This is a genomic window from Faecalicatena orotica, assembly GCF_003149245.1.
Taxonomy (GTDB): domain Bacteria; phylum Bacillota; class Clostridia; order Lachnospirales; family Lachnospiraceae; genus Faecalicatena_A; species Faecalicatena_A orotica.
Map to the genome: position 1 here is coordinate 1 of NZ_QGDL01000008.1, position 24,215 is coordinate 24,215.

General features: G+C 44.3%; 22 protein-coding genes. 16 read left to right on the forward strand and 6 right to left on the reverse strand.

Annotated elements, in window-relative coordinates; all coding sequences use genetic code 11:
• The first annotated feature begins 8 nt into the window (after positions 1-8).
• The 4 genes from A8806_RS13175 (at position 9) to A8806_RS13190 (ending at position 2,626) form a co-directional block, all read left to right on the forward strand.
• A complete protein-coding gene (locus A8806_RS13175) occupies positions 9-431 on the forward strand; it encodes a C-GCAxxG-C-C family protein (RefSeq protein WP_109731920.1) in 423 nt (140 codons plus the stop codon).
• Positions 432-458: 27 nt separating this feature from the next.
• Positions 459-953 (forward strand): GNAT family N-acetyltransferase, encoded by a 495-nt coding sequence (locus tag A8806_RS13180; protein ID WP_242996077.1) that lies wholly within the window; start codon positions 459-461, stop codon positions 951-953.
• 94 nt (positions 954-1,047) lie between these two features.
• Complete coding sequence (locus tag A8806_RS13185) at positions 1,048-1,944, forward strand: ABC transporter permease (protein WP_109731679.1); 897 nt, start codon at positions 1,048-1,050, stop codon at positions 1,942-1,944.
• Positions 1,945-1,984: 40 nt separating this feature from the next.
• Complete coding sequence (locus tag A8806_RS13190) at positions 1,985-2,626, forward strand: hypothetical protein (RefSeq protein WP_109731680.1); 642 nt, start codon at positions 1,985-1,987, stop codon at positions 2,624-2,626.
• Here the strand turns inward: A8806_RS13190 and A8806_RS13195 are convergent.
• Entirely contained in the window at positions 2,535-3,149 is a 615-nt protein-coding gene (locus A8806_RS13195; protein ID WP_109731681.1) for a TetR/AcrR family transcriptional regulator, read from the reverse strand. The two genes, A8806_RS13190 and A8806_RS13195, sit on opposite strands and share 92 nt — an antisense overlap.
• A gap of 156 nt (positions 3,150-3,305) precedes the next feature.
• Here A8806_RS13195 and A8806_RS13200 point away from each other — a divergent pair, with 156 nt between their 5' ends.
• From A8806_RS13200 to A8806_RS26885, 5 genes are all read left to right on the forward strand, one after another.
• Entirely contained in the window at positions 3,306-4,217 is a 912-nt protein-coding gene (locus A8806_RS13200; RefSeq protein ID WP_109731682.1) for an ABC transporter ATP-binding protein, read from the forward strand.
• The gene (locus A8806_RS13205; protein WP_242996078.1) at positions 4,214-5,131 is read left to right on the forward strand and encodes an ABC transporter ATP-binding protein; all 918 of its coding nucleotides are present in this window, start codon (positions 4,214-4,216) and stop codon (positions 5,129-5,131) included. Before A8806_RS13200 ends, A8806_RS13205 begins: the two co-directional genes overlap by 4 nt.
• Entirely contained in the window at positions 5,118-6,311 is a 1,194-nt protein-coding gene (locus tag A8806_RS13210; protein ID WP_109731684.1) for an ABC transporter permease subunit, read from the forward strand. Before A8806_RS13205 ends, A8806_RS13210 begins: the two co-directional genes overlap by 14 nt.
• Before the next feature lie 208 nt (positions 6,312-6,519).
• Positions 6,520-7,845, forward strand: a complete 1,326-nt coding sequence (locus tag A8806_RS13215) for an MFS transporter (protein WP_330405352.1) — start codon at positions 6,520-6,522, stop codon at positions 7,843-7,845.
• The gene (locus A8806_RS26885) at positions 7,842-7,988 is read left to right on the forward strand and encodes a hypothetical protein (RefSeq protein ID WP_330405353.1); all 147 of its coding nucleotides are present in this window, start codon (positions 7,842-7,844) and stop codon (positions 7,986-7,988) included. The genes A8806_RS13215 and A8806_RS26885 overlap by 4 nt, the downstream gene beginning before the upstream one ends.
• 17 nt (positions 7,989-8,005) lie before the next feature.
• Here the strand turns inward: A8806_RS26885 and A8806_RS13220 are convergent, their stop codons facing one another.
• Entirely contained in the window at positions 8,006-9,217 is a 1,212-nt protein-coding gene (locus A8806_RS13220; RefSeq protein WP_109731685.1) for a helix-turn-helix transcriptional regulator, read from the reverse strand.
• A gap of 120 nt (positions 9,218-9,337) precedes the next feature.
• Here A8806_RS13220 and A8806_RS13225 point away from each other — a divergent pair, with 120 nt between their 5' ends.
• Genes A8806_RS13225 through A8806_RS13235 form a run of 3 tightly spaced genes read left to right on the forward strand, consistent with a single transcriptional unit; the run spans position 9,338 to position 14,343 of the window.
• The gene (locus A8806_RS13225) at positions 9,338-10,774 is read left to right on the forward strand and encodes an MATE family efflux transporter (protein ID WP_109731686.1); all 1,437 of its coding nucleotides are present in this window, start codon (positions 9,338-9,340) and stop codon (positions 10,772-10,774) included.
• 35 nt (positions 10,775-10,809) lie between these two features.
• Positions 10,810-11,658, forward strand: a complete 849-nt coding sequence (locus tag A8806_RS13230) for a sugar phosphate isomerase/epimerase family protein (RefSeq protein ID WP_109731687.1) — start codon at positions 10,810-10,812, stop codon at positions 11,656-11,658.
• A gap of 33 nt (positions 11,659-11,691) precedes the next feature.
• Positions 11,692-14,343, forward strand: coding sequence for a hypothetical protein (locus A8806_RS13235; protein WP_109731688.1), 2,652 nt, complete (start codon positions 11,692-11,694; stop codon positions 14,341-14,343).
• Positions 14,344-14,742: 399 nt separating this feature from the next.
• Here the strand turns inward: A8806_RS13235 and A8806_RS13245 are convergent, their stop codons facing one another.
• From A8806_RS13245 to A8806_RS13260, 4 genes are all read right to left on the reverse strand, one after another.
• Entirely contained in the window at positions 14,743-14,961 is a 219-nt protein-coding gene (locus A8806_RS13245) for a hypothetical protein (protein ID WP_181368712.1), read from the reverse strand.
• Positions 14,962-15,059: 98 nt separating this feature from the next.
• Positions 15,060-15,956, reverse strand: a complete 897-nt coding sequence (locus tag A8806_RS13250; protein ID WP_109731691.1) for a FliH/SctL family protein — start codon at positions 15,954-15,956, stop codon at positions 15,060-15,062.
• A 407-nt stretch (positions 15,957-16,363) separates the two neighbouring features.
• Entirely contained in the window at positions 16,364-17,293 is a 930-nt protein-coding gene (locus A8806_RS13255; protein WP_109731692.1) for a hypothetical protein, read from the reverse strand.
• Between the two features lie 489 nt (positions 17,294-17,782).
• Positions 17,783-18,607, reverse strand: a complete 825-nt coding sequence (locus tag A8806_RS13260) for a hypothetical protein (protein ID WP_109731693.1) — start codon at positions 18,605-18,607, stop codon at positions 17,783-17,785.
• Between the two features lie 250 nt (positions 18,608-18,857).
• Here A8806_RS13260 and A8806_RS13265 point away from each other — a divergent pair, with 250 nt between their 5' ends.
• The 4 genes from A8806_RS13265 to A8806_RS13280 are packed head-to-tail and all read left to right on the forward strand — an operon-like array spanning position 18,858 to position 24,056.
• Positions 18,858-19,922 (forward strand): sugar ABC transporter substrate-binding protein, encoded by a 1,065-nt coding sequence (locus A8806_RS13265; RefSeq protein ID WP_146203288.1) that lies wholly within the window; start codon positions 18,858-18,860, stop codon positions 19,920-19,922.
• Positions 19,915-21,411 carry a sensor histidine kinase gene (locus A8806_RS13270; protein ID WP_181368713.1) on the forward strand — a complete coding sequence of 499 codons (1,497 nt, stop codon included), beginning with the start codon at positions 19,915-19,917 and terminating at the stop codon, positions 21,409-21,411. Before A8806_RS13265 ends, A8806_RS13270 begins: the two co-directional genes overlap by 8 nt.
• Entirely contained in the window at positions 21,404-23,008 is a 1,605-nt protein-coding gene (locus A8806_RS13275; RefSeq protein ID WP_109731696.1) for a response regulator transcription factor, read from the forward strand. The genes A8806_RS13270 and A8806_RS13275 overlap by 8 nt, the downstream gene beginning before the upstream one ends.
• Complete coding sequence (locus tag A8806_RS13280) at positions 23,001-24,056, forward strand: sugar ABC transporter substrate-binding protein (RefSeq protein ID WP_109731697.1); 1,056 nt, start codon at positions 23,001-23,003, stop codon at positions 24,054-24,056. Before A8806_RS13275 ends, A8806_RS13280 begins: the two co-directional genes overlap by 8 nt.
• Positions 24,057-24,215: the final 159 nt, after the last annotated feature.

Consider the following 24,215-nt stretch of genomic DNA (forward strand, 5'->3'; position numbering starts at 1 on the left):
CGTGTAAAATGAATATAAAAGAGAAAGTACATGAGCTATATTGGAATAACGATATAAATTGCGCAAGAACTATCTTAATTTGCTTGGGAAAACTCTTTAATATTGAATATAATGCACAAACACTCCTATCAACCATTGGTTTACATGGTGCAGGAGGATTCAGGGCACAATGTGGGTTGGTTGAGGGTGGCTTAATGTTTATAGGGATTTATTATAGTCAGCTTGGAAAAAATGAGGAAACGATTGTGTCTGTTTGCTACAATTTTGCAGAAGCGTTTACGCAACGGTTTGGTTCGTTAAGCTGTTACCATTTGCGCCCTAATGGTTTTACAGATAACGACCCACCGCATATGTGCGAAAACCTTACGTGTGAAGCAGTATCTTTTGCATATGATTTTATAAAAAATCAGGAAGCTACCGAAACTTTGTAATGAAGGCGTACAACAGAGTAAGACAAGATGAGAAAGGTTGTGAAGGAAGATATGATACAACTTAGAAAAATGGAACAGACGGATTTGCCCGTTTTCAAGAAATGGCTGTATACGCCACACGTTGCCAGGTGGTACCACGATCCACTGGATTGGATCCATGAAGTTGAGGAGCAGGACGGCGAGTTTTGCTGGATTCACCACTTTATTGTGGAGCATGAAGGTCAGCCTATCGGTTTTTGCCAGTATTACGCCTGCAAAGACAGCGATGAGCTCTGGGGAGGCTACACAGCGTTGGGTGGGTCTTACAGTATTGACTATATGATTGGGGAATTCGACTGCCTCCGCAATGGCTTTGGCAAAATGATTGTGACGGACTTAACAGACAGGATTGCCTTCCACCCTGACGCTAAAAGAATTGTGGTGCAGCCGGAGCCAGAAAATAAGGCATCCTGCGGTCTGCTACTGTCTTGCGGCTTTGTGCTTGACACGGAAAAAGAGATCTATGTAAAACTTTTGGCTTAAACGGTAAATAAGCTGAACAAATTCATAAAGGGCAGAGCAGGTCAAGCGAAGATGCCTCTTCTCGTGATATGATGTCCATAAAGGAGGTGACATCATGACATTACCTTTTGACAATGATACAAGCCGCATTGTAAAAAAACTGGCAAAAAAAAGTTTAGCGGCTGAAAAGCTCCGCAATTTGCTCATTTGCTGCACCATCGCCCTTGCGGTTGCCTTGATGGCGGGGCTAAGTTTTTTTGCTGCTACACAGAAAGCGAAAGTAGAGCGGGACATCCGCGGGCAGTATCAAGTCATGATACAGAAGTCTACTCAGGAGCGGATCGACAATCTGGCCGCACAGCCGGAAGTAGAGCGCTGGGGCCTGTCAGGTACTTTCCCAATCTTCCGTTATCAGGACAGCGTTCTTAGTGTACTCTATGCCGACACCAACTGGATGGTTTTGGGGAATAAGCCCGCAGTTGAGGGGCAAATGCCACAAGGCGAGCATGAGATTCTGGTGGAAAGTGCATTTTTAGATTATTTCCATCTGCCGCATGAAACCGGGCAACAGCTCAAACTCGACCTTGGGTGCGGGGAACAGGCCTATACGGTAACGGGCATTCTTCAAACAGGGAATCTCTCCCGTATGTTTGAGGTTATCGTTTCAAAAGCCTTTGTAACAGCGTATTTCGATGGGGCACCTGAATTTGAGTTTCGTATGTGCTATCGGGGAGGAGAGCAGATGGATGCAGACCATCTGAAGGAGGCTATCCTCACGTGTCTCGCGGCGCAGGAAGTCCCGGAGCAAGAGATTTTCTTCAGCTCCAATTATTTTAACATGGAGGGTTTCCGCAACAATGCAGGCGGGTATGCCCTGCCTGCTGCTTTCGTGATCCTATTGGCCTGTGGCATCGTGATTTACAACATTTTCTATATTTCGGTCAAGAGTATGGTGAAAGAATATGGCCGCTTAAAGGTCATTGGCGACGCTCTATCATTCCATCAACTTTGATAGTATGACGACGAAGTTCATGGGGGATGGGAGCAATTATATGATTTCCTGGCAGGATGCCGTAGACATGGAGAAGATTCCGGAGCAGGCGTTGGACAATCCACTCTATAACGACCTGCGTGAGCAGATTTTGGCGTTGCCGGATGTTGATGCAATTACCTCCTATGACGCTGTCACAGTGGAGATTGATTTGCCAGGGAAGGCGGACCCCTTCATCATAACCGGCATGACGAGGGAACAATTCGGCCAGCAGATTCCGGAAAATCGGATTGCCGCAGGAACTGCGGACTACGACGCATTAGTAGAGGGCAATGGTATTCTAATTTCGGACAGCAGCGACCGTATCCTGTCCGGCTATGACTATACGCCCCAAATAGGCGATGTGCTCCATCTGAAAACTTACGGCGGACAGGATATGGATTTGAATGCTATGGGAATTGTGAAGGAAGGAAGCCGGGATGCCACCGGTGTGTTGGCGTCACTCTTTATTCTCCCCGAGGAGACACTCTACAAACTATACCCGGGGGTCGAAAACTTCCAGATGGTTTGGAATGTCCATGCCGCTCAAGACAGCGATGTACTGCGTAAGTTTATGGCAATGGCAGTCCTCGGCCCGGCAGGCCAGCTTGTCCGATTGAGAACCCCAGAACTCCATTTGCAACCAGCCCCTGTGCCATCTTGAAGAATTCATCATCTGTCAGGTCATTTCCGTTTTCATACCACTTGGCCATTAATCCCGTCATCGCTGAATAAGTGTATTCCATCAGGTACTCCAGATACTGGGTCTGTTCCGGCAGATTCCAGAACTGGATCAGCATAGCCCGGAAGCTTTCCCGGAACTTATTTTTGAATTGGGGATCCCCGTTGTGGCCAAGCAGGGTGAAAATTTTCTCCTCATGCTTCTTAAAAATCGGCATACTGATTGAATATAGCAAATCGAGGTTCCGCGAATTCGTTTCAAAAGAATGGCCACTTAAAAAATTGTTTACATCCCTGCCCACTTCTTTTATCAGATCATCTTCAATCTGCTCTAAAACCGCATAGACATCTTTAAAATAGTGATAAAATGTTCCTCTGTTATTTCCGGTCATGTTTGTAATCTCGGATACTGATATTTTTTCGATCGGTTTTTCTTTATAGATTGTCCAGAAAGCATCCATTAACTTTTTCCTTGTGGCCGCGGTTACTTCCGGCTGTTTTTTCATGGCACACACTCCTCTCTGCTAAAAATTCTACATAATTTATCTTCCATCATCAAGCAACAGTGTGTTCAACATTGTTGCTTGATAAAGCAGACTGATTTATTTATAATCACATCATACAACGTATTGTTGCATAAAACAAGTAAAGGAGAGATACGAATGTCAGTTATAGAAGTCAACAAATTGACAAAAGACTACGGACACGGCAGAGGTGTGTTCGATGTATCTGCTCATGTAGATGAAGGAGAGTGCTTCGGATTTCTCGGACCGAACGGGGCGGGAAAAAGCACAACCATTAGACATTTAATGGGGTTTTCGAAACCACAGAGCGGGAAAACAACTATCAACGGAAACGACTGCTGGGATTATTCCGCAGAGCTTCAGCACGAAGTCGGGTATCTGCCCGGAGAAATTGCACTGCCGGACGGAATGACCGGTACACAGTTTTTAGAAATGCAAAAGAAAATGAGAGGTGTTACAGATGCATCTTATTTGAATACATTACTGAAAAAGTTTGAACTCAACCCTAATATCGGATTAAAGCAGATGAGTCTGGGAACCAAGCGAAAACTTGCGGTTGTTACTGCATTTTTACACGACCCCGAAATATTAATCTTAGATGAACCAACGTCCGGGCTTGACCCTATTATGCAGGAAATCTTCATTGAGTATATTCTGGAAGAAAAGAAGAGAGGGAAAACTATATTTTTGTCCTCACACATTTTCCATGAAGTAGACGCTTCCTGCGACAGAATTGCAATCATCAGGGATGGAAAAATTGTTTCTGAATTTGACCCTGAAGTATTGAAAAGAGAAAGCGACAAGATCTACCGGGTTACTTTTCAGGATAAAAAGCAGTGGCAGGACTTCACCGGACATCATTATCATTTTACCTCCATAAACGAAAGAAAGCTGCGCGCCAGAATCCAGCTGAAAAAAAGTGAAATCACACCGTTCCTTGCCGATATTTCCCAATATCATGTCAGTGATTTTACAGAGTTCCCCTTTTCGCTGGAAGATTATTTTATGCAGTTTTATCATGAAGATAAAGTATTCGAGGGGGTGAAATGATGAGCGATGTCATTATAAAAACAAACGGACTGACTAAAGACTATGGCAAAGGCCGCGGTGTTTTTGATATAAATCTTGAAGTTCACAAAGGAGAAGTATTCGGCTTTGTCGGAACAAATGGTTCCGGGAAGACCACGACAATCCGTAATATGATGGGATTTATAAGGCCTGATTCCGGCAGTTCAACTATTGGCGGCCTTGATTCATGGAAAAGTTCTGCGGATATTATGAAAAATGTCAGTTATGTTCCCGGAGAAATTGCTTTTCCGGCGCTGAAAACAGGTACCGAATTTCTAAAATCTCAGGCGAAATATCTCGGAGTTACAGACTTTAAATACATGAATCATATCATCGAACTGCTGCAGCTGGACCCCACTGCCAACCTGAAAAGGATGAGTAAGGGCATGAAACAGAAGACAGCCATTGTTGCCGCACTGATGGGTGAAAAGCAGATTCTCGTGCTGGATGAGCCGACCACAGGGCTTGACCCTTTGATGCGGGAGGCGTTTCTGGAGCTGATTCGTGAGGAGAAGCAAAAAGGGCATACCATTTTTATGTCCAGCCATATTTTTGAGGAGATTGAATCCGTATGTGACAGAGTCGCAATGATAAAGGACGGACATCTCATTGCGACCACCTCATTATATGATTTACGCCATCCGGCCATGAAAGATTTTATCATAGAATTTGAGCAAATACCGCAGAAACAGCAGTTTATAGAAACGGCTCCGTTTTCAGCCGCTGGCACAGATGCAAATACCTGCACCGTTCAATGCTCTGTTGAACAATTGGACACTTTATTCAATATGCTCAAAAACTACCAGATTGTAAATTTACAGGAAATTCATCTCTCACTGCAGCAGCAGTTTATGAGAGCATACAAGGAGGGACTGACTCAAAATGGAAACAAATAAAAAAACAGCTCGATTCTTTTCAAAGCCCTTAATGGGGCAGACCATCAAAGCCAACTGGGGATTATGCGTCGCCATCCTGCTTATCATGATACTTCTCGGGAATGTCATGAACTATGCCATGAGCATGATGGCAACAGAAAAATCCGATGTCGATGTCACAGAATATCAGGAAAACTTTTATACTTGCCTCGGAGCGCTGGCAACCTATGACACAATGACGCAGCAGGAGCTGTCTTACGATGATTTTATAAGCGGTGACAATGAAGCTGCATATGAGACTGCTTTTGAGATGCTGAATGCGCAGGCTGACATGGATCTCAGCACGAAAGGTTTTCAGGAAGCCATTGACGGACTGTCACAGTCTGATATCAGCCTTGAAAAATATGTGAAGCAATTTGAATATGTATATGCCTTAAATCAAACGAATGGCGTGTTTGATAAGGAAGAACTGACGATTTCAGAAATGCTTACCGTCACACTCGACATGATGGGTGTTTCTTCGGATATGGTTGAAAAAATGAGCGAAATGAACCCGGCATCCATGATGAATCAGATGTATTACACGGCTATGGGCCTGCTTCCAATTTTTATTCTTATCGTCATTCTGGCTAACTCCCTGATTTCAAGTCAGGTCGACCGCGGCTCTATGGCCTATGTCCTGTCTACACCGACCAAACGCTCGGCAGTAGCCATCACACAAATGGTATTTATGATTATTGTACCGCTTTTGATAATCGCCATTGTATGTGCAACAAGAATAGGAACCACATACTTATTCTACGACGAAGTAAATGTACCTGGAATTCTTGCCCTGTTCGGCGGAATGTATATTCTGGTCGAAGCAGTATGCGGACTGTGTTATATGGGAAGCTGCATCTTCTCCCAGAGCAGGAAATCAATGGCCTTTGGCGGTGGCCTTGCAGTCTGGTTCTTCCTTGCATCCATGATCGGCCTGTTTGGTTCTGAGAACATGGTCAATACCGGCATGGGTGTCGAAGAACTCAGCGTATTTAATAAACTGACTCTGGTCGGCCTCTATGACGTAGATGCCCTGTCAACCGTCGGAACCGGCAGCGTGGATACAGCCTTTGTATGGAAGCTTTTGATTTTACTTGCCGTCGCAATTGTCACTTATGCAATTGGAGCAGTCAGATTTTCAAAGAAGGATTTACCGCTGTAAAAAAACGTGGTATCCCCATAATCTCGCGTGACTCATCCGCATGTTTCCGACCAGCAAGGTCACGAAACATGCGGATTATTTATTTTAATAACATTTCTCTAATTTCCAAACATTTCTGCGAATTTCTAAACTGCATCTTTTCCATATCTCGGTTATAGTAAATTCATAGTTACAGACACGAACAAGGGAAACGGAGGATTTATTTATCATGGCAAAGAAAGAAAAACTTACGCAGAGTGAGATTGACGGTGTACAGTACCGCCGGGCAAAACTCTGGCAGATTATTTTAGTTGCATGTAATGCATTTATCGGAATGAGCATGTACTCACTCATCGGGCTGGCAAGCTACACGGCAAGTATCGGCTTTGGGATCAGCACCGCTGTTGTGGGCGTTATCCTGACATGGACGCGTATCCTTGACGGAATAACCGACCCGCTCCTTGCATTTATCTATGACAAAGTCAACACACGGTTTGGCAAAATAAGGATTCTAATAATAATTGGTTTTGTTATTGAAGCGCTTGCCCTAATGACCATGTACAACTGGGGCGCCGGAAAAGGCCTTGGAATTGTCGCGTTTACCCTGTGCTACATTGTATACATCATTGGCTACACAATTGCCAATATGACTGCACTCACCATCAACCCCTTAATCAGCAATGACCCGAAACAGCGCCCCACGGTCAGTGTCTGGTCAACGGCATTGAATTACCTTCTTCCAATGGTACTGAGTATTGTGTTAAACGTGGTCCTTCTCCCGAAGTTCGGCGGTACATACAATCTCGGGTTTTTAGCAAGTGCCTGCAAGCTTTGCCTGGCAGTTGCCGCAGTCGGTGTCGTTCTCGTATGCATCGGTGTTTCTGAATATGATAAACCGGAAAACTTTACCGGCCTCATGAAGAAAAAAGAGAGCCTTAAGCTCAAAGACATGATTGAAATCCTGAAAAATAACCGTCCGCTACAGTGCTACATCATATCTTCGGCTTCTGACAAGATTGCCCAGCAGACAACTTCTCAGGCAATCATAACAACTATGCTGAACGGAATTATTATCGGAAATATGGGGCTTGCAACAATACTCAGTGTAATCGGGATGCTTCCTTCCCTTCTTTTTGCCGTCGTAGGGGCCAGATATGCAGGAAAGCACGGCAGCCAGATTACCATCGTAAGCTGGACCCGGATTTGTATCGTGATCAGTGTGGTCATGTGGGGATTCTTCATTGTGATTGACCCGAAAAAAATCGCCGACATGGGTATTTTCATGATCCTCTATGTAATTCTGACTCTGGCAAAAAATGGTGCGAATATGTGTGTTACAACAGCGGGTACCTCATTTATGTCAGATATTATCGATTACGAAATGGACCGGAGCGGACGCTACGTTCCTGCGGTTGTCACAGGTATTTACAGCTTCATTGACAAAATTGTTTCTTCATTCTCTGCTGTCATTGCAACAGGCTGTGTTGCCCTGATTGGGTATACCTCGACAATGCCCAGCCCGGAGATGCTTCAACACCACAGATTTTCTGGGTGACCACAATCATCATGTTCGGCCTGCCGATCCTTGGATGGATATTCACCCTGATTGCTATGAAATTCTGCCATTTAACGAAAGCGGATATGGTAGATATTCAAAAACGAATTACTGAAAAAAAGGCAGCCATCAAAGGTGAGTAGGAAAAACGGGAAGCCCCTCAAAGCTTCCCGTTTTTCCTGCGGTATTCACTCGGTGAAATGCCGACATGTCTTGTAAAACAAGTGTAGAAATAACTGCGGTTACTGAAGGAAAGGTTATCGCTGATCGTCTGGATACTGTCATTCGTTCCTGCCAGAAGCAGTTTTGCCTGTTCCAGCCGGTTCTGCAATATATAGTCATTCACACTGCATCCCATTTCCTTTTTAAATTTATGGGAGAAATAATATTCCGAGTATCCTGTGTTGTGGGCGAGAACCTTTATGGAAAGAGGCTCTGTCAGATGGTTCTTGATATATTCACAGGCATTCTGGATCAGACCGGAGACAGATTCCTGTTCTTTCGCCTCACGCACCCGTGCCACAAAATCCTCCAGCATTTCCGAGCATAGATTTGTAGTGTCGGTTAAGGACTTGCATTCCTCAATCCTTTTTGCATAGTAGTCATTTAAATCATAAGCAATTGTGGGGGAAAGGCCCCCCTCTATGCATGCACGGGAACATAGAGTAAGCAAAACAAGACTGTTGTTCTTATGTGAGCGTATGGGATCCCCAAACTCTGCTTTGACTCCATAACTCAGCGACGAGGACTGTTGAAGGGCCTCCTTATAATGGGGGTCCCCTTCCGAAATCATTTTCAGAAGCTTCTGCTCATTCACCCAGATTCCTGTATGCGTGGAAGTGTCCGTGCGGACTGCAGTATCTTTATCTGATGCATAAGGATTAAGATACCTCACATCACCAGAAACAACTTTCTCATGGTTCAGGCAATAATGAAGCATGACCGCATACTGTGTTACGATATTGTTCGGGATGGACGGGATCTCTTCAAATGTTTTAAAAATAGTAAAACGCAGCTTTGCAGAGAGTTCATATGAATCGAGTCTTTTACGGATTTTCATATGCGAATCCCTGCCACTTAAAACCGGTCCGATAAAATAACATCTGTGAAGCTGCATATCCCTGAACTCGAATCCGGCAATCCATATCAGGTTATAGCCTGCCTCCAATATGACCGGTGACTGATTCCCATCACTGATGTGCTTCTGGATTAATTTGTGAAAACCAATGTAGGAAAAAAAGTCCCCCGAAAACAACTCCTTTGTCCAGTTAGAACTCAGGAGGTTCATGGACGAATCATATTCCCAGTGATATAAAGGGTAACTGCAATTAATCAATTCCTGAAAAAAGGATAGTTTTTGTTCCGTAGTCATAATTTGTCACCTTATATGTAATCAGTCTGTTTTTCAACTTTTATCATGATTATAATCAATTATGTTGAATAAATCAACAGATGTCTAAAAACATAAGTATATTATGGAGGTTCTTAAGATATGAATGAGCAGGTATTAAAAAGCCAGGAGCTGTTTCATAATAAACCAGTATGGAAGGCAGTCTTTTCCCTGGCTGTGCCTTCCTGTATCACCATACTCATTATGGTATTTTACAACATGGCGGATATGTTTTTTATCGGACAGCTGGGAGATGCAGCCCAGGTGGCAGCGGTATCCGTAGTTGGGCCGGTATTTTCACTTGTAATGGCCGTGGCAACGATGATTGGCGTAGGCGGCTGTTCTGTCATTGCAGGTGCTTCCGGGGAAGGAGACATAGAAAAAGCAAAAATATGTTCAAGTGTATGTTGTCTGGCAACATTAATATTCGGTATAATCTGTCTGGCCGGAATTGCGGCAGGTGCAAAGCCTTTGCTGCATTTTCTTGGGGCAGGTGAAGAAATCATACCCTATGCAGAAACGTATATGAAGACCCTTACATTTGGTGTGCCATTTATGCTCTTTTCGACTGCTATGGCATGTATCCTCCGGGCAGACGGTGCGATTAAAGAAGGACTGCTTGGAAACATGGCGGGAACGGTACTGAATATTATTCTGGATCCCATACTAATTCTTGGGTTCCATATGGGTGTAAGCGGGGCGGCAGTCGCGACTGTAACCGGGAATTTGGTCAGCAGCATATTTTATATTTATTATATTATAAAAAAGGCAGATGTCTTAACCATTTCACCTATTTACGCCCGCAAAAATCCCAAAGTCATTTTTCATATTATGGCCGTGGGCCTTCCGAATGGGATCAGCGGACTGCTGTCCGGATTTGCCTCCACATTTGCCAACCAGCTCCTTGCAGGTTATGGAACCAATGCCATTGCTGCTATGGCGGCAGCGGGTAAAGCGACCATGATCATCGGCATGATCCAGATGGGAATCTGCATGGGTGTACAGCCACTGATGGCTTACAACTACGGATCAAACAATCTGGCCCGGTTAAAAGAAATCCTGCAAAAGGTGGGACTGCTTACATTTTTACTCGGCCTGTTTGCAGCTGCTGCAAGCTTTCTTGCCAGACATGAACTGATTGGACTGTTTCTAAAGAACACAGATGCAATAGCAATGGGAGAAAGCATGCTCCTGTTTTTGGTCATAGCAAGCCCGGTTGTCGGTTTTTATTACCTCAGCACCAGCTTTTTGCAGGCAGCCGGAAATGCAATGGCCGCCACAGGGGTCTCTCTTCTAAGACAGGGGGTTTTGTTGATTCCATCCCTATATTTCATGAACCGGATATTAGGCTTTACGGGGATCGCAGCAGCACATACCGTGGCAGACGGGGTGTCGGCAGGAATTGCATTTGGTATATGTCTCTGGCGGTACCATATGCTCATGAAAAAACAGGTAAAAAAGGACGATATTCCGGTAACTCCTTTAATTATTGAACATAATCCCGAGAAAAATAACACAGAAAAACACGCTCTATTATAAAATTCATATATACGAAGGGAGATGGACTATACAAAATGGCATTAAAAGCAGTTCAGCAGATTATGCTGGGAACGGTAACAAAAAATGAAAAGCAGGCAGTGGAGACATTAGATGCGGTCAGGAGAGCCGGATATGACGGAATCGAATTAAACGGGTTTATGATCCGTCCGACTTCTTTTCTCGTGCGGATGATGACCCAGATGGCAGGGATGCCCGTAGGAAAAGGCGGCGGCCTCGACTGGGCCAAATTAGTAAAGCAAGCCGGGCTGTCTGTTGTCAGCATACATGAAGATTTAGGAACGATAAAAAGAGAACCAGAAACTGTGATTGAGGAGGCAAAAAATTTCGGTACAGACAAGATTGTCATTACAGGTATGTACCGGTTTGACTATTCCGATAAAGAAGCTGTTCTTCATCTGGCAGAAGATCTGAATCAGGCGGGAGAACGGCTAAAAAAGGATCATATTTCCCTTTTATACCATAACCACAATTGTGAATTCCGGAAAGTGGAGAATGGAAAAACGGCATTTGACTTAATTACGGAAGAAACAAATCCGGAATATGTGAATTTTGAATTCGATTCCTACTGGCCGGCGGAGGCCGGGGTTTCCCCAATTACGCTCATGGAAATGCTGGGAAACAGGATGAAACTGTACCATATAAATGACCGGGGTACGAGGGCACATGGCCCATCCATGACCCCGATCTTAAAATCCGACAGCATGGAACTGGGATATGGCAATCTGAATCTGGAGGAATTAATAGAACAGGCAAAAAAAGTAAATGTAGATGCCGTGATTTTAGAAAGCCACAAAAACTGGGTTGATAAATCACCTGTAAAATCCCTGCAAGTCAGTGCGGAATTTTTAAAGATGCATTTATAATCATGTATTCTTCAAAGAAAGGTATAAGGATCTATGAATCAGACTATCGAAAAAATATTAAATGGAAACTGGGATAACCATATCCTGCCCTTTTTCTGGCAGCACGGGGAATCAGAAAGCACAATACGCGGAATGATGGCGGCCATACACGGGGCAAACTGCGGGGCAGTCTGCATAGAGAGCAGGCCCCACCCTGATTTCTGCGGCCCGAAATGGTGGCAGGACATGGATATCATTCTGGATGAGGCGCGCAAACGGAATATGAAAGTGTGGATACTGGATGACAGCCATTTCCCCACCGGGTTTGCCAACGGCGCTGTACTTCAGGCCGTGGATGGATTGTGCAAACAGAATCTATTCTGCAATACACTGGAACTAACGGGCAGCGCCGGAATACAGTGCATCCAACTGCGGGAACAGGGATTAATGGATGCACCGGAAAGAGAAAATGTCTCTGCAATGGAGGCGATGTATTTTAACCAGCCACCGGCAAGGGTATTCAGCCATGATACCGATATCATTCTGAGTGTCACTGCACGAATGGAAGACGGCACAATTCTTGACCTCACCGGGCAGGCCCGAAAAGAAACTGTCACTTTTGAAAAGGCACCGGGCAGGTGCCGGTTAAGTGTTATCACAGCAAGTCATAACAGCGGGTATCATCGTGACTACATAAATGTCACGGAAAAGGACAGCTGCAAATTATTAATTGATACGGTATATGAAGCCCACTACGAGCATTATGCCGCAGATTTCGGAAATACAATTGCTGGATTTTTCTCCGATGAGCCGGAATTGGGAAACGGTTTTTTATACAATAAAGAAAACCTGTTAGGGTGCCGCCAGGACCTGCCCTGGGGAAAAACCCTTCAGGAAAGAATCGCGGCCCGGCTGGGAACAGGATGGGAGCAGAAGCTTTCCGCACTTTGGAGTCAGGAAACGGATTCGGAGACATCACTGGCGCATTATGTGTATATGGATGAACTGACCAGCCTTGTCAGAGAAAGTTTCAGCTGGCAGATCGGAGACTGGTGCCGAAAACACCACGTGTCTTATATCGGGCATGTCATTGAAGACGACGGCCAGCACTGCAGGACCGGCTCCAGCCTCGGGCATTATTTCAGAGGCCTTGAGGGACAGGACATGGCAGGAATCGACGATATTGGCGGGCAGGTACTGCCGCAGGGAGAAGATGAGCCGAAAGTAAATCATATGCGTCAGCCGCGAAACGGAGAATTTTACCACTATGGCCTTGCCAAACTGGCACAGAGTGCGGCTGCAATCGAACCACTGAAAAAAGGAAATTCGATGTGTGAAATCTTTGGGAACTACGGATGGCAGGAAGGCGTAAAACTGGAAAAATATCTGGCAGACCACTTTTTAGTGCGGGGGATTAACTACTTCGTACCTCATGCGTTTAGCGGGAAGGACTTCCCGGACCCGGACTGCCCGCCGCATTTTTATGCACACGGACACAATCCACAGTACCGCCATTTCGGGGAACTGATGAATTACATGAATCGTGCAGCCACGATCACCAGCTCCGGGAAACATCAGGTACCGGCAGCTATCCTTTACCACGGGGAAGCCGAATGGTGTGACAAAGACGCCATGCCGTTTGAAAAACCACTGCGCGTACTTTATGACCGCCAGATTGACTGCCATGTGATCCCCGCCGACGTTTTCGCAAAACCGGAATTTTACAAAGCCCGGACAGGGAACCCCTTTCTGGTAAACGGACAGGAATATCACATACTGATTGTTCCCGGATGCCGCCGGATTCCAGAAGCCGCAGCTCTGGGGCTGGCAGAACTGAAAAAGGCCGGGCTTTCTGTAATTTTTGCAGATAGAAAGCCAACAGCTCTTTGTGATAGAGAAGGCGGGCTGCCAGAAATTCTGCTGGAATGCCCTGAGGTACCTCTTGGCAGTCTCGCAGATGCCGTATCTGCCCGCGAACTGCCTGCACCACTGTTGGAGCCGTCGAATGACAGAATCCGCATTCTGCATATTTTGGGGGACACTCCGGTTTTTATGATCGTAAATGAGGGAACAGAAGTGTACGAAGGCGCGATTTATCTGCCAGGAATCTATGGAGATGCATATTTGTATGATGCATGGTCCAACCGCGCAGAAACTGCAGATGCAGCTGCGATGAACGGTGGCCTGAAAATCAATATAAAGCTAGTACCACTAAAAAGTTCTTTTATTGTATGCGGAGAGTACACCGAAAATTTATATGCTCCAACGGCTTCTTTGGGAAATGAAATTACTCTTGCAGATTGGAAACGTTCCACATGCGAGGGGGCATCCTATCCTGCATTCGGACCCGCCAAAGGACTTGTTTTGCCAGACAAGCTTGCTGAGGAACAGCCGGAATTCTCCGGGTTTGTAAGATACGAAACACATTTCAGCCTTGAAAAAAACAGTGCCTTAAAACTTATAATTACTGATGCAGCAGAGGGTGTGGAGGTATTTTTAAACGGAGTCAGCGCAGGGATTCAGATTGTGCCTGACTATATCTATGAATTGTCCGGGAGAGAAGGGGAGAATACTTTGCGGATCGAAGTAGCTACCACGTTAGAACGGCAATGCTATCCACTACTGGAAGGATACCGGAAAATGCTGGCAGTTCCACCGGCTGGGGGAAGCGGCATCACAGGGGAAGTTCATTTATACCGGATATAAGCAAATACCTCGCAGTAGCAACCAAAGTCAGGCAGGCTTGACCTTGGCTTGTTGCTCGCAGGAATAAAAAGAGAAGGAAGTCCTTCTTCAATGAAGCAATAAGCTCCTGTATAGTCTCAACAGATTCCTCCAGTTCATCAGCAATTTCTTCCGGACTTTTTCCCTTAGACAGTTTCTTTTTTTAAAGTTCAATTAACTTATCCTCACGCCCTTCCTCTCTGCCCCGGCTCAGCCCTTCGGTATATGCCTCTTCACGCTGTACCTCGATGTCCATATCATAATCATATTCGGCTATCAGCATATTGATCCCCCCACTGCCTTTCTTTTTTAGATAGTCTGCGAGAATACCGGAATCTATGTATGCATTGTTTGCAGGTAGCAAGAAATAACTAGTAGACTTTAGTAGGAGTCCTTCTTCAAAGAAGCAATTAACTCCTGTATAGTTTCAACAGATTCCTCCAGTTCATCAGCAATTTCTTCCGGACTTTTTCCTTTAGACAGTTTCTTTTTTAACTGCTCAATTAATTTATCCTCTCTGCCCCGGCTCAGCCCTTCGATATATGCTTCCTCACGCTGTACCTCGATGTCCATATCATAATCATATTCGGCTATCAGCATATTGATCACCTCACTGCCTTTCTTTTTTAGATAGTCTTCGAGAATACCGGAATCTATGTATGCATTGTTTGTAGGTAGCAAGAAATAACTAGTAGACTTTAGTAGGAGTCCTTCTTTAAGGAAGCGATTAGCTCCTGTATAGTCTCAACAGATTCCTCCAGTTCACCAGCAATTTCTTCCGGACTTTTTCCCTTAGACAGTTTCTTTTTTAACTGTTCAATTAACTTATCCTCTCGACCCTCCTCTCTGCCACGGCTCAGCCCTTCGGTATATGCCTCTTCACGCTGTACCTCGATGTCCATGTCATAATCATATTCGGCTATCAGCATATTGATCACCTCACTGCCTTTCTTTTTTAGATAGTCTGCGAGAATACCGGAATCTATGCACTGCTCGATGGTATGTTTGAAGGCATCGCTGTCCCCTTTTGCCTGATAATCCCGTAAGATATCAACGAACTGCCCGTATTCCTTCAGAACCCTGCATTTATCCAGAACCTTATGCTGCTGGGCGGGATTGATATTGATCACTTTTACTTCCAGGTCAAGCATAGGGGGACCATCCTGAACCATATAGGCATCCGAAAGTTTTAGGACCTTTTCATTTACCCAGTCTTTCTCGCCATTGTAGAACGTGTAAAACTCAGGCTTTGGAAGCTCTACCAACTTTTTCTTATACCTGTCCCTGACCGGAACAATCTTCTCATACGCCCGCCCGATGTACATCAGGCTCCGAAGCGGCATATTCTCATTGATGGTAGACTGGTGTTCCCCGAACACCATGACCTTCCCGCCAACCCCGAAAGAGACATCATTCTTGAAGTTTAGATACAGGATATCGTCTACGCGTATCTTCTGTATCGAGGTTCCTTCGGGCAGCGGCTCATCATGCAACGCATTATATAGAGAGATCTCGTTCTCTTCCGCCCGTGCATCTTCGAAGAATAGATCTACAAACATACTGTTCTTGTATTCTCTGTTTTCTTTTACTGTCATAAGCACCCTCCTTTGTGCTTTGTTCCATTCACAGGAGAGGCTTGGTTTTTCTGGTAACTGCCTGTAGCTATTAAACAGTTACAATTTCCTTATACCTAGAGTATAAGAAATAAATCAAGTATAATCAAGCCCCTTCTTTATATAAACGGAACGTATTTTAGTGTGAACTGTTTGGTAAAAACGGGGGAATATTCCCTTTTAGATGGTCTATTTCCTGACCATTTGAATAAATGGATCCTTTTGTTTCATGGAAAGAATTTATCATGAAAGACAGATTAGACTCCCACTTCTATAGATGATGTAAAATAATTGTTAAACCCTAGTGAGAGTCCAAATTTTCCTAAATAATGCTTCGTAAAGATAGAAGCTATGTACTTTTGTATTACAACCGCAGACACTCTCAGATTTCAGGAGTCCTCCTTCATTGAATCAATAAGCTCCTGTATAATCTCAACAGATTCCTCCAGTTCATCAGCAATTTCTTCCGGACTTTTTCCCTTGGACAGTTTCTTTTTTAATTGTTCAATTAACTTATAATTACAGCCTTCCTTATGTCCTTCTTCTCGTCCCTCTCTAAGGCCCTCTTCCCTGCCGCGGCTCAGCCCTTCGGTATATGCTTCCTCACGCTGTACCTCGATGTCCATATCATAATCATATTCGGCTATCAGCATATTGATCACCTCACTGCCTTTCTTTTTTAGATAGTCTGCGAGAATACCGGAATCTATGCACTGCTCAATGGTATGTTTGAAGGCATCGCCGTCCCCTTTCGCCTGATAATCCCGTAATATATCAACGAACTGTCCGTATTCCTTCAGAACCCTGCATTTTTCCAGAACCTCATGCTGCTGTGCCGGGTTGATATTGATCACTTTTACTTCCAGATCAAGCATAGAGGGACCATCCTGAACTATATATGCATCCGAAAGTTTTAGGACCTTTTCTGTTACCCAGTCTTTCTCGCCGTTGTAGAACGTGTAAAACTCAGGCTTTGGCAGCTCTACCAGCTTTTTCTTATACCTGTCCCTGACCGGGACAATCTTCTCGTATGCCCGCCCGATGTACATCAGGCTCCGAAGCGGCATATTCTCATTGATGGTAGTCTGGTGTTCCCCGAACACCATGACCTTCCCGCCGACCCCGAAAGAGACATCATTCTTGAAGTTCAGATACAGGATATCATCTACGCGTATCTTCTGTATCGAGGTTCCTTCGGGCAGCGGTTCATCATGCAGTGCATTATAGAGAGATATATCATTTTGTTCCGCCAGTGCATCCTCGAAGAATAGGTCTACAAACATACTGTTCTTGTATTCTCTGTTTTCTTTTACTGTCATAAGCACCCTCCTTTGTGCTTGGTTCCGTTCACAGGAGAGGCTTGGTTTCTTGGTAACTGCCTGTAGATTTTAAACAGTTACATTTTCTTATACATAAAGTATAAGAAATACGGCAGGTATAATCAAGCCCCTTCTTTATATAAACGAAACGTATTTTGTTTGAATTGTCTGGTAAAACGGGGGGAATATTCCCATTTAGATGGTCTGTTTCCTGACCATTTGAATAAACGGATCCTTTTATTTCATGGATAGAACTTCCATGAGCAGGTTTAGAATATCATACTGTAGATTCGATTACAATATATTTTCTTTGTATTGGCTTCAAAATTTTGTTTGTAACATGTGGATATCTGTTGGATAACTATGGGATAACGTATCGGTTAGCTGAAGAACATTCGAGTCGGCATTCATAGACTCAGCTTCTCTGTGACGACGGATAAACTGTTACTCCCAATCTATCATGATGTTCATAGACTGGGAGTTGAACTGTTAATGGCATTTTTTACATCTTCCATATCCACTGGCTTCTGCCTCAGATTGTGACATCTGGTATGCATTATCTGGATTCATATTTCCACAGCTGGAATAACTATGGTATTTGCTTCCAGTCGCAGATATCCAGACCATATTTTCCTGCGGTTGCTGGAATTCTGCCTGCTGCTGTGCCTGTTCCGCGGCAATTCTTTCCTGCTCTGCCTGTGCAGCCGCTTCAGTGGCAATACGTTCTTCCTCAGCCTTCTTTTGTGCCTCAGCAGCCAGCCTTTCTTCCTCCGCCTTTTGGGCAGCCTCTTCCTCTTTTTTCTTAGCTTTTGCAGCTTCTTTGTCCGACTTCTCTTTAGCGATAGCTGCTTTGTCTTCTATTTTAAAAGCTACAGTATTACTTTTTACTCCGGAACTCTCAGCATAAACCTCGAATATTCCAGGTTCATCTGACATAAAAAAGATCTTATTCCCAGAAATTTTAATCTTGCCGCCAGTAGTTTTAAATGCTGTTTCAGACAAAGAATATGATTCCGGTGTAATGTTCTTGTCTATTTTTATTTGTTCATTAATATCATATACTGTGGCAGTATCAGCCTGTAGTTTCACGCTTTCTAGTCCCGGCGCAGTAACTGCTGAATAAACTACAAATGCAATAAATACACTTATTATAACTTTGGCCGGCTTCTTCCAGTTAGTATATCTCCACATAAGGTATAGACCAACTGGGAAAAAAAGAATCAGTAAAATGATTATCCATACTGTTTTCTCGTACCACTTCTTTGCTTTTCTGTTATCTGAGTTTCTGCTGTACATATTTTTCCCTGAAATCATAGTAAAGCCCCCTCGCTTCATTTATAGTTATGTATAGTTTTATTATATAGCCTAACAAATTAGATGTAAATAACATCAATAATACTATATTTCCTCACAATTTCCATGCAGCCCCCCGATACTAATTCTGATTTTTCCAATATTCTGCTGCACCAGTACAAAAAAATGCTATAATTGTATGAATTATTTGCCTGTGCAGGAAATCAGGAATTGATATAATAGAAGAAAAACCGTGGAAAAGGGACCCGAGATGAAAAAGTTTCAGAATAAGAATATAAAAATACATATCCTGGTCATCGCTATGATCCTTCTTGTGACTGCCGTAATCGGCATAGCGGAGATAACGCTGAACGGGAAAATTTCTCTGGGAGATAATGGAACAGAGGAAGAAAAAAGTTATGATTACCATATTGCAATGATCGGCGGAAGCTCCTCCAAGGATGATTTCTGGAATTCTATCTATGAAGGAGCCAGAGCACAGGGCGAAAAGTACAGCATGTATGTAGAGAATTTTGGTGCGGGCCTATCCTCAGACTATAGCTGTAAGGAGCTGCTGCAAATGGCAATCGCCGCGAAAGTAGACGGGATTATTGTCAGGGCGGACGGTTCTGAGGACACGAATAAGCTGATTCAGGAAGCAGCAGACAATGAAGTGCCGATACCTGTCATTACCATTCTGGAGGATAATCCAAACAGCAAGAGACTAAGCTTTGTAACCGCAAATGATTACCGGCTCGGTGAACTGTACGGTGAACGGGTAGTCAAGCTGATTGGCAAACAGGATCAGACAGTAGAGAAAGCATCAGACAGGGCTGTCAGGATTGCAGTCATGACCGGGCAGAAGGAAGAGGAGTCCACCCCCAACCTGCTCTATTCCGGCATCCGGGATTATGTAACTAAGAAAGTTCCAGGTGAAGAAATTGTCTGGTCCACATCGGCATCCGGCAGTGGCGGGGAATTCGAATCGGAAGAGACAATCCGGGATATCCTGCTTGGCGAAGAAGAACGCCCGGATATGATTGTCTGTCTGAACGCAGCGGATACCATAAGTGCATGCCAGTGCGTGATTGACTATAACCTGGTCGGGAAGGTTTCGATCATTGGTTATTATACATCCTCAGAAATACTCGATGGGATACAGAAAGGGATCATTGATTCCACAATTGTAATTGAAACAGAGGAAATCGGACGTGCAGGAATCGACGGTCTTAATGACTATTTCCAGAAAGGTTATGTAAGCGAATATCTGCAGGTAGATTCAAAGCTGATTACACAGGAAAATATTGATGACTATGCGGGGCAGGAAGATGAATAAGAAAAGAGGCAGGAGATATAAATCAATCCGGATGAAGCTGCTGGAGATTTTTGTGCTTGTAGTGGCTGTAGTACTTATAGTAAACATCTATGTTTATTTCAGACTGAATAAAACAATCCGGGAAATAGACAGTGTATACAGCAGCAATATCCAGTTGAATGAACTATCCGAGACGCTGTTGAACCTGGAGGATATGCTTGGTCAATACCTGAATACAAAGAGCTCAGATTCCTTAGAAAGCTATTATCTGTATGAACAGGAATACCGTGATATGTTGGAGGGGCTGAATGAGGGGACCGTCAATAACCCGATCAGGCTGGCAGAGAAGAATATATTCAATATATCTATGACCTATTTGGATAAAACCACAGATGCAGTAACAGCAAAACGGGGACGGAATGTCACAAGATATAATGAATTATATCAGGAAGCAGAACAGTTATATGATTTTCTGCAGACGAGCATCCACAGCAATAATACAACTGTCTTTTTAAAGAATTCACAAAAGTATTCCCTTTTACGGACCTCTTTGAACTACGTGGTCATGATAAGCGTGGTACTTTTAGGCGCAGTAGCTGCCGTCGCGGCATTTTGGACGATAGTGATGACAAGGAGTATCACAAAGCCATTGGTAGAACTTGCAGATGCGGCAAATGAAATCGCCCGGGGCAATATGGAGGTCACCTTCCCAATTGTGGAGACAGGTGATGAAATCAGTACTGTTGCGAAGGCCTGCAATAAGATGCTTGACAGCATACGGGAATACATCCGGACTACGAAAGAGAATTACGAACGGGAAAACCGCCTGATTGAAAACGAACTGGTAATGAAAAATGATTTAAAAGAAGCCCAGCTAAAATACCTGCAGGCACAGATTAACCCACATTTTCTCTTCAACAGCCTGAATGCAGGGGCCCAGCTTGCCATGATGGAAGGGGCGGAGCAGACGTGTACTTTCATACAGAACATGGCTGATTTCTTCCGGTATAATGTCAGGATGATGGACAAGGATACCACATTGAAGGAAGAACTGGAACTGGCAGACAATTATGTATACATCCTGAATGTCAGATTTTCAGGAGAGATCCATTATAACAAGCAGATCGACGAACGGCTGCTTGATGTATCTATGCCAAGCATGATTCTCCAGCCTGTAATAGAAAATTCTGTAAATCATGGAATCCGGGGCATGGAAGGGGACGGCGAAATCTCTCTTTTTGTCTATAGCGACGGTGACTATATTTATATTAAAGTGACGGATAATGGGACGGGAATTGAACCGGAGAAGGCAGAGAAAATCATGAACGGAGAAAGTGCACACAGCCAGCAGGAGAGGGATTCGGCAGGTATCGGCCTGGACAATGTAATCAACCGCCTGCGCAGGTACTATAATACTCAGGATGTGTTTTACATAGGACCCGGCAGACAGGGCGGAACAGAAACGGTAATATCAATTCCTAGAGAAAGAGGGGGAAATATGGATGGCTAAGATACTAATCTGTGACGATGAGGGGATTGTGCAGGAATCCTTAAAGTTTATGATACGCAAAGGATTTGGAAACGAATGTGAGATCGAATCTGCGAAAAATGGCAGAACAGCAATAGAACTAGCAGAATCCTTTCGCCCGGATGTTATCTTCATGGACATCCAGATGCCCGGTATCAACGGAATTGAAGCAATGCAGGAGATACGAAAGGAAAATAAAAATGTTATTTTTATCGTCATTACTGCTTACGATAAATTCGAATATTCACAGCGGTCCATAGATGTCGGGGTAATGGCATATCTGACAAAGCCGATCGGAAAAGATACCGTGATTGACGTCCTGAGAAAAGCTCTTGCGAAAGTAAAGGAACGGAAAGAAAAGGCCAGATATGACCTGAAAGTAAAAGAAAAACTGGAAGCAGTTGTCCCCATGATTGAAAGCGGATTTATCTACAGCGTGCTGCTGGAAGAGGCCGGAGAGGAAGAACAGGCCACATATAGAGGACTCTTGGATATTGAAACAGCTTACAGCTACGCACTGGTGATTGAATGCGGGGATGAGCTGCGTAAAGGGGTCCTGTCAAACACAGTAGGTGCTGGCATCCGGCTTCAGAAGCATTATCTAATCTTCCGGGAAATCATCAAAGAAATGACAGGCGGGATTGTCGGCGCCCTCATGGCCAACAAGGTCATTGTACTTGTGCCATGTAATGAAGAGGAGGAGTCCTATGAAGAACGGGTAGCAAAAATTGATAATATCCGTTCCCTGCTCCGTAAACTTGAGCAGCAGACCGAGCTAAAATTTAAAGCGGGAATTGGTCTGGTGAAACAGTGGGGGGCAGCTACTGAATCTTACAAAGAGGCCTTGGAGGCGGTACGCCAGGGTGTCGGGAAAGTTACACATGCAAAAGATCTGTCCGTCGGCTGCATTTACGAAGATAATTATCCGAGCGAGCTCGAAAAAGAGTTATTTGCCTCAATTTCCAGAGGAGATGAACAGAATATGCGTAAATGTGCAATTGAGTTCATGGAATGGCTGCGTGAAACGACAAAGGAGCTGAACAATGTAGCAAGGCTCAAGGTCATGGAATTTGTTTTATTTGCGGAGCAGACTGCATATTTGCAGGGCGCAATTGTTTACCGCCTTGAGGATAGGAAGGAATATCTGGATATTGTAATGGCCCTGCAGAACTATGATGAGCTGAAGGTATGGTTTGTCGAAAAAATGTCTGCCGCATGCCGGCACGTAGCCATGAAGCAGCAGGAAAAGACAGATAATGTAGTAGAAAAAGCGCTCTCTTATATCGCGTCTCATTTTTCCAGTGACTTATCTCTGGAGACAGTGGCGCAACAGGTCAATATAAGCCCTTATTATCTCAGCAAACTTTTCAAAGAAGCTGAGGGCGTCAATTACATAGAATATGTAACGAAGCTTCGGATTGAATATGCAAAAAACGAGCTGGGCTACAGCCAGAAAAGTATCAAGGAAATCTGCCATGAATCCGGCTATAGTGATCCTAATTATTTTAGCCGTATCTTTAAAAAATGGACAGGGCTGACACCGACTGAGTACCGGGAAGGGGGAAGGACAGATGTATAAAAAGAAATGGCGGCTCCTTAGTATCTGTCTGGCAGCAGCTATGCTGCTGGCATCCTGCAATACGGCAGAAAAACAGGGAGATAAGAAAGAAGATCAAAAAAGTAAGGAGCTGAAAATCGGGATTACCTTTGACACTTTTGTGTTGGAAAGATGGATCAGGGATCGGGAAATTTTTGTAAACACAGCTAAGAAGCTGGGAGCACAGGTAGACGTGCAGAATGCAAATGGAGATGTCAAGAAACAGGAACGGCAGATCAGGCAGTTTATTGAAGAAGGCGTCGATACCATTGTTGTAATCCCGGTGGACTGTTACACACTGTCAGAAGTTATCACGCAGGCAAGAGAAAAGGGGATAGATGTGATCTCTTATGACCGGCTGCTGCAGAGCACTGGCGCAGATTTATATGTTACAGTAGACAGCGGGAAGGTTGGAAGGCTTATGGCAGATACGATGATGGAAAAACTCCCTGATGGCGGAGATGTCGTGCTGATCAGCGGACCAAAAGCAGATACAAACAGCATGGATGTCCTGAATGGTTTTAAGGCAGAAATAGAGGGCAGTAAACTAAACATTGTCAGTGAGACCAACGCCAAATCCTGGGCGCCGGAAAATGGATTTCAGGCGGTTACGGAAGCTTTTCAGGATATCCGCGAATTTGATGCAGTCATGTGCGGCAATGACGGACTGGCCGGATATGCAATCAAAGCATTGAGTGAGCGCCAGATGGCAGGCAAGGTTATCGTTACCGGGCAGGATGCAGATCTGGATGCGTGCCAGAGGATTGTAGAAGGTACACAGACAATGACCGTGTATAAGCCAATTGAAGAACTGGCCAGAATCGCTGCCGAATGCGCAGTGAAGCTGGCAAAAGGGGAAAGTCTGGTCGGGGATCTCATTGGAAGGTCCGAGTATAAGGTAAATAAAAATGGCGACCAGGTACCCTATTATGGTCTGGACCCGGTAGCGGTAACTGCTGACAATATGGATGAGGTTATCGTAGATTCCGGCTTCCATCCAAGAAGCGATGTTTATCTCAATGTAGAGTAAACCGGATCTGAACAGGAAGAAGACTTTTTAATGATAGCACTGGCAAAAAGAGGCTGGCAAAAAAATGCTGGTCTCTTTTTTTGCTGTCTCATCAGGTAAATATGTGCAGATGATAACAAACATCTCCAGACGCAGTATTGGTATATTATAACTATCAAA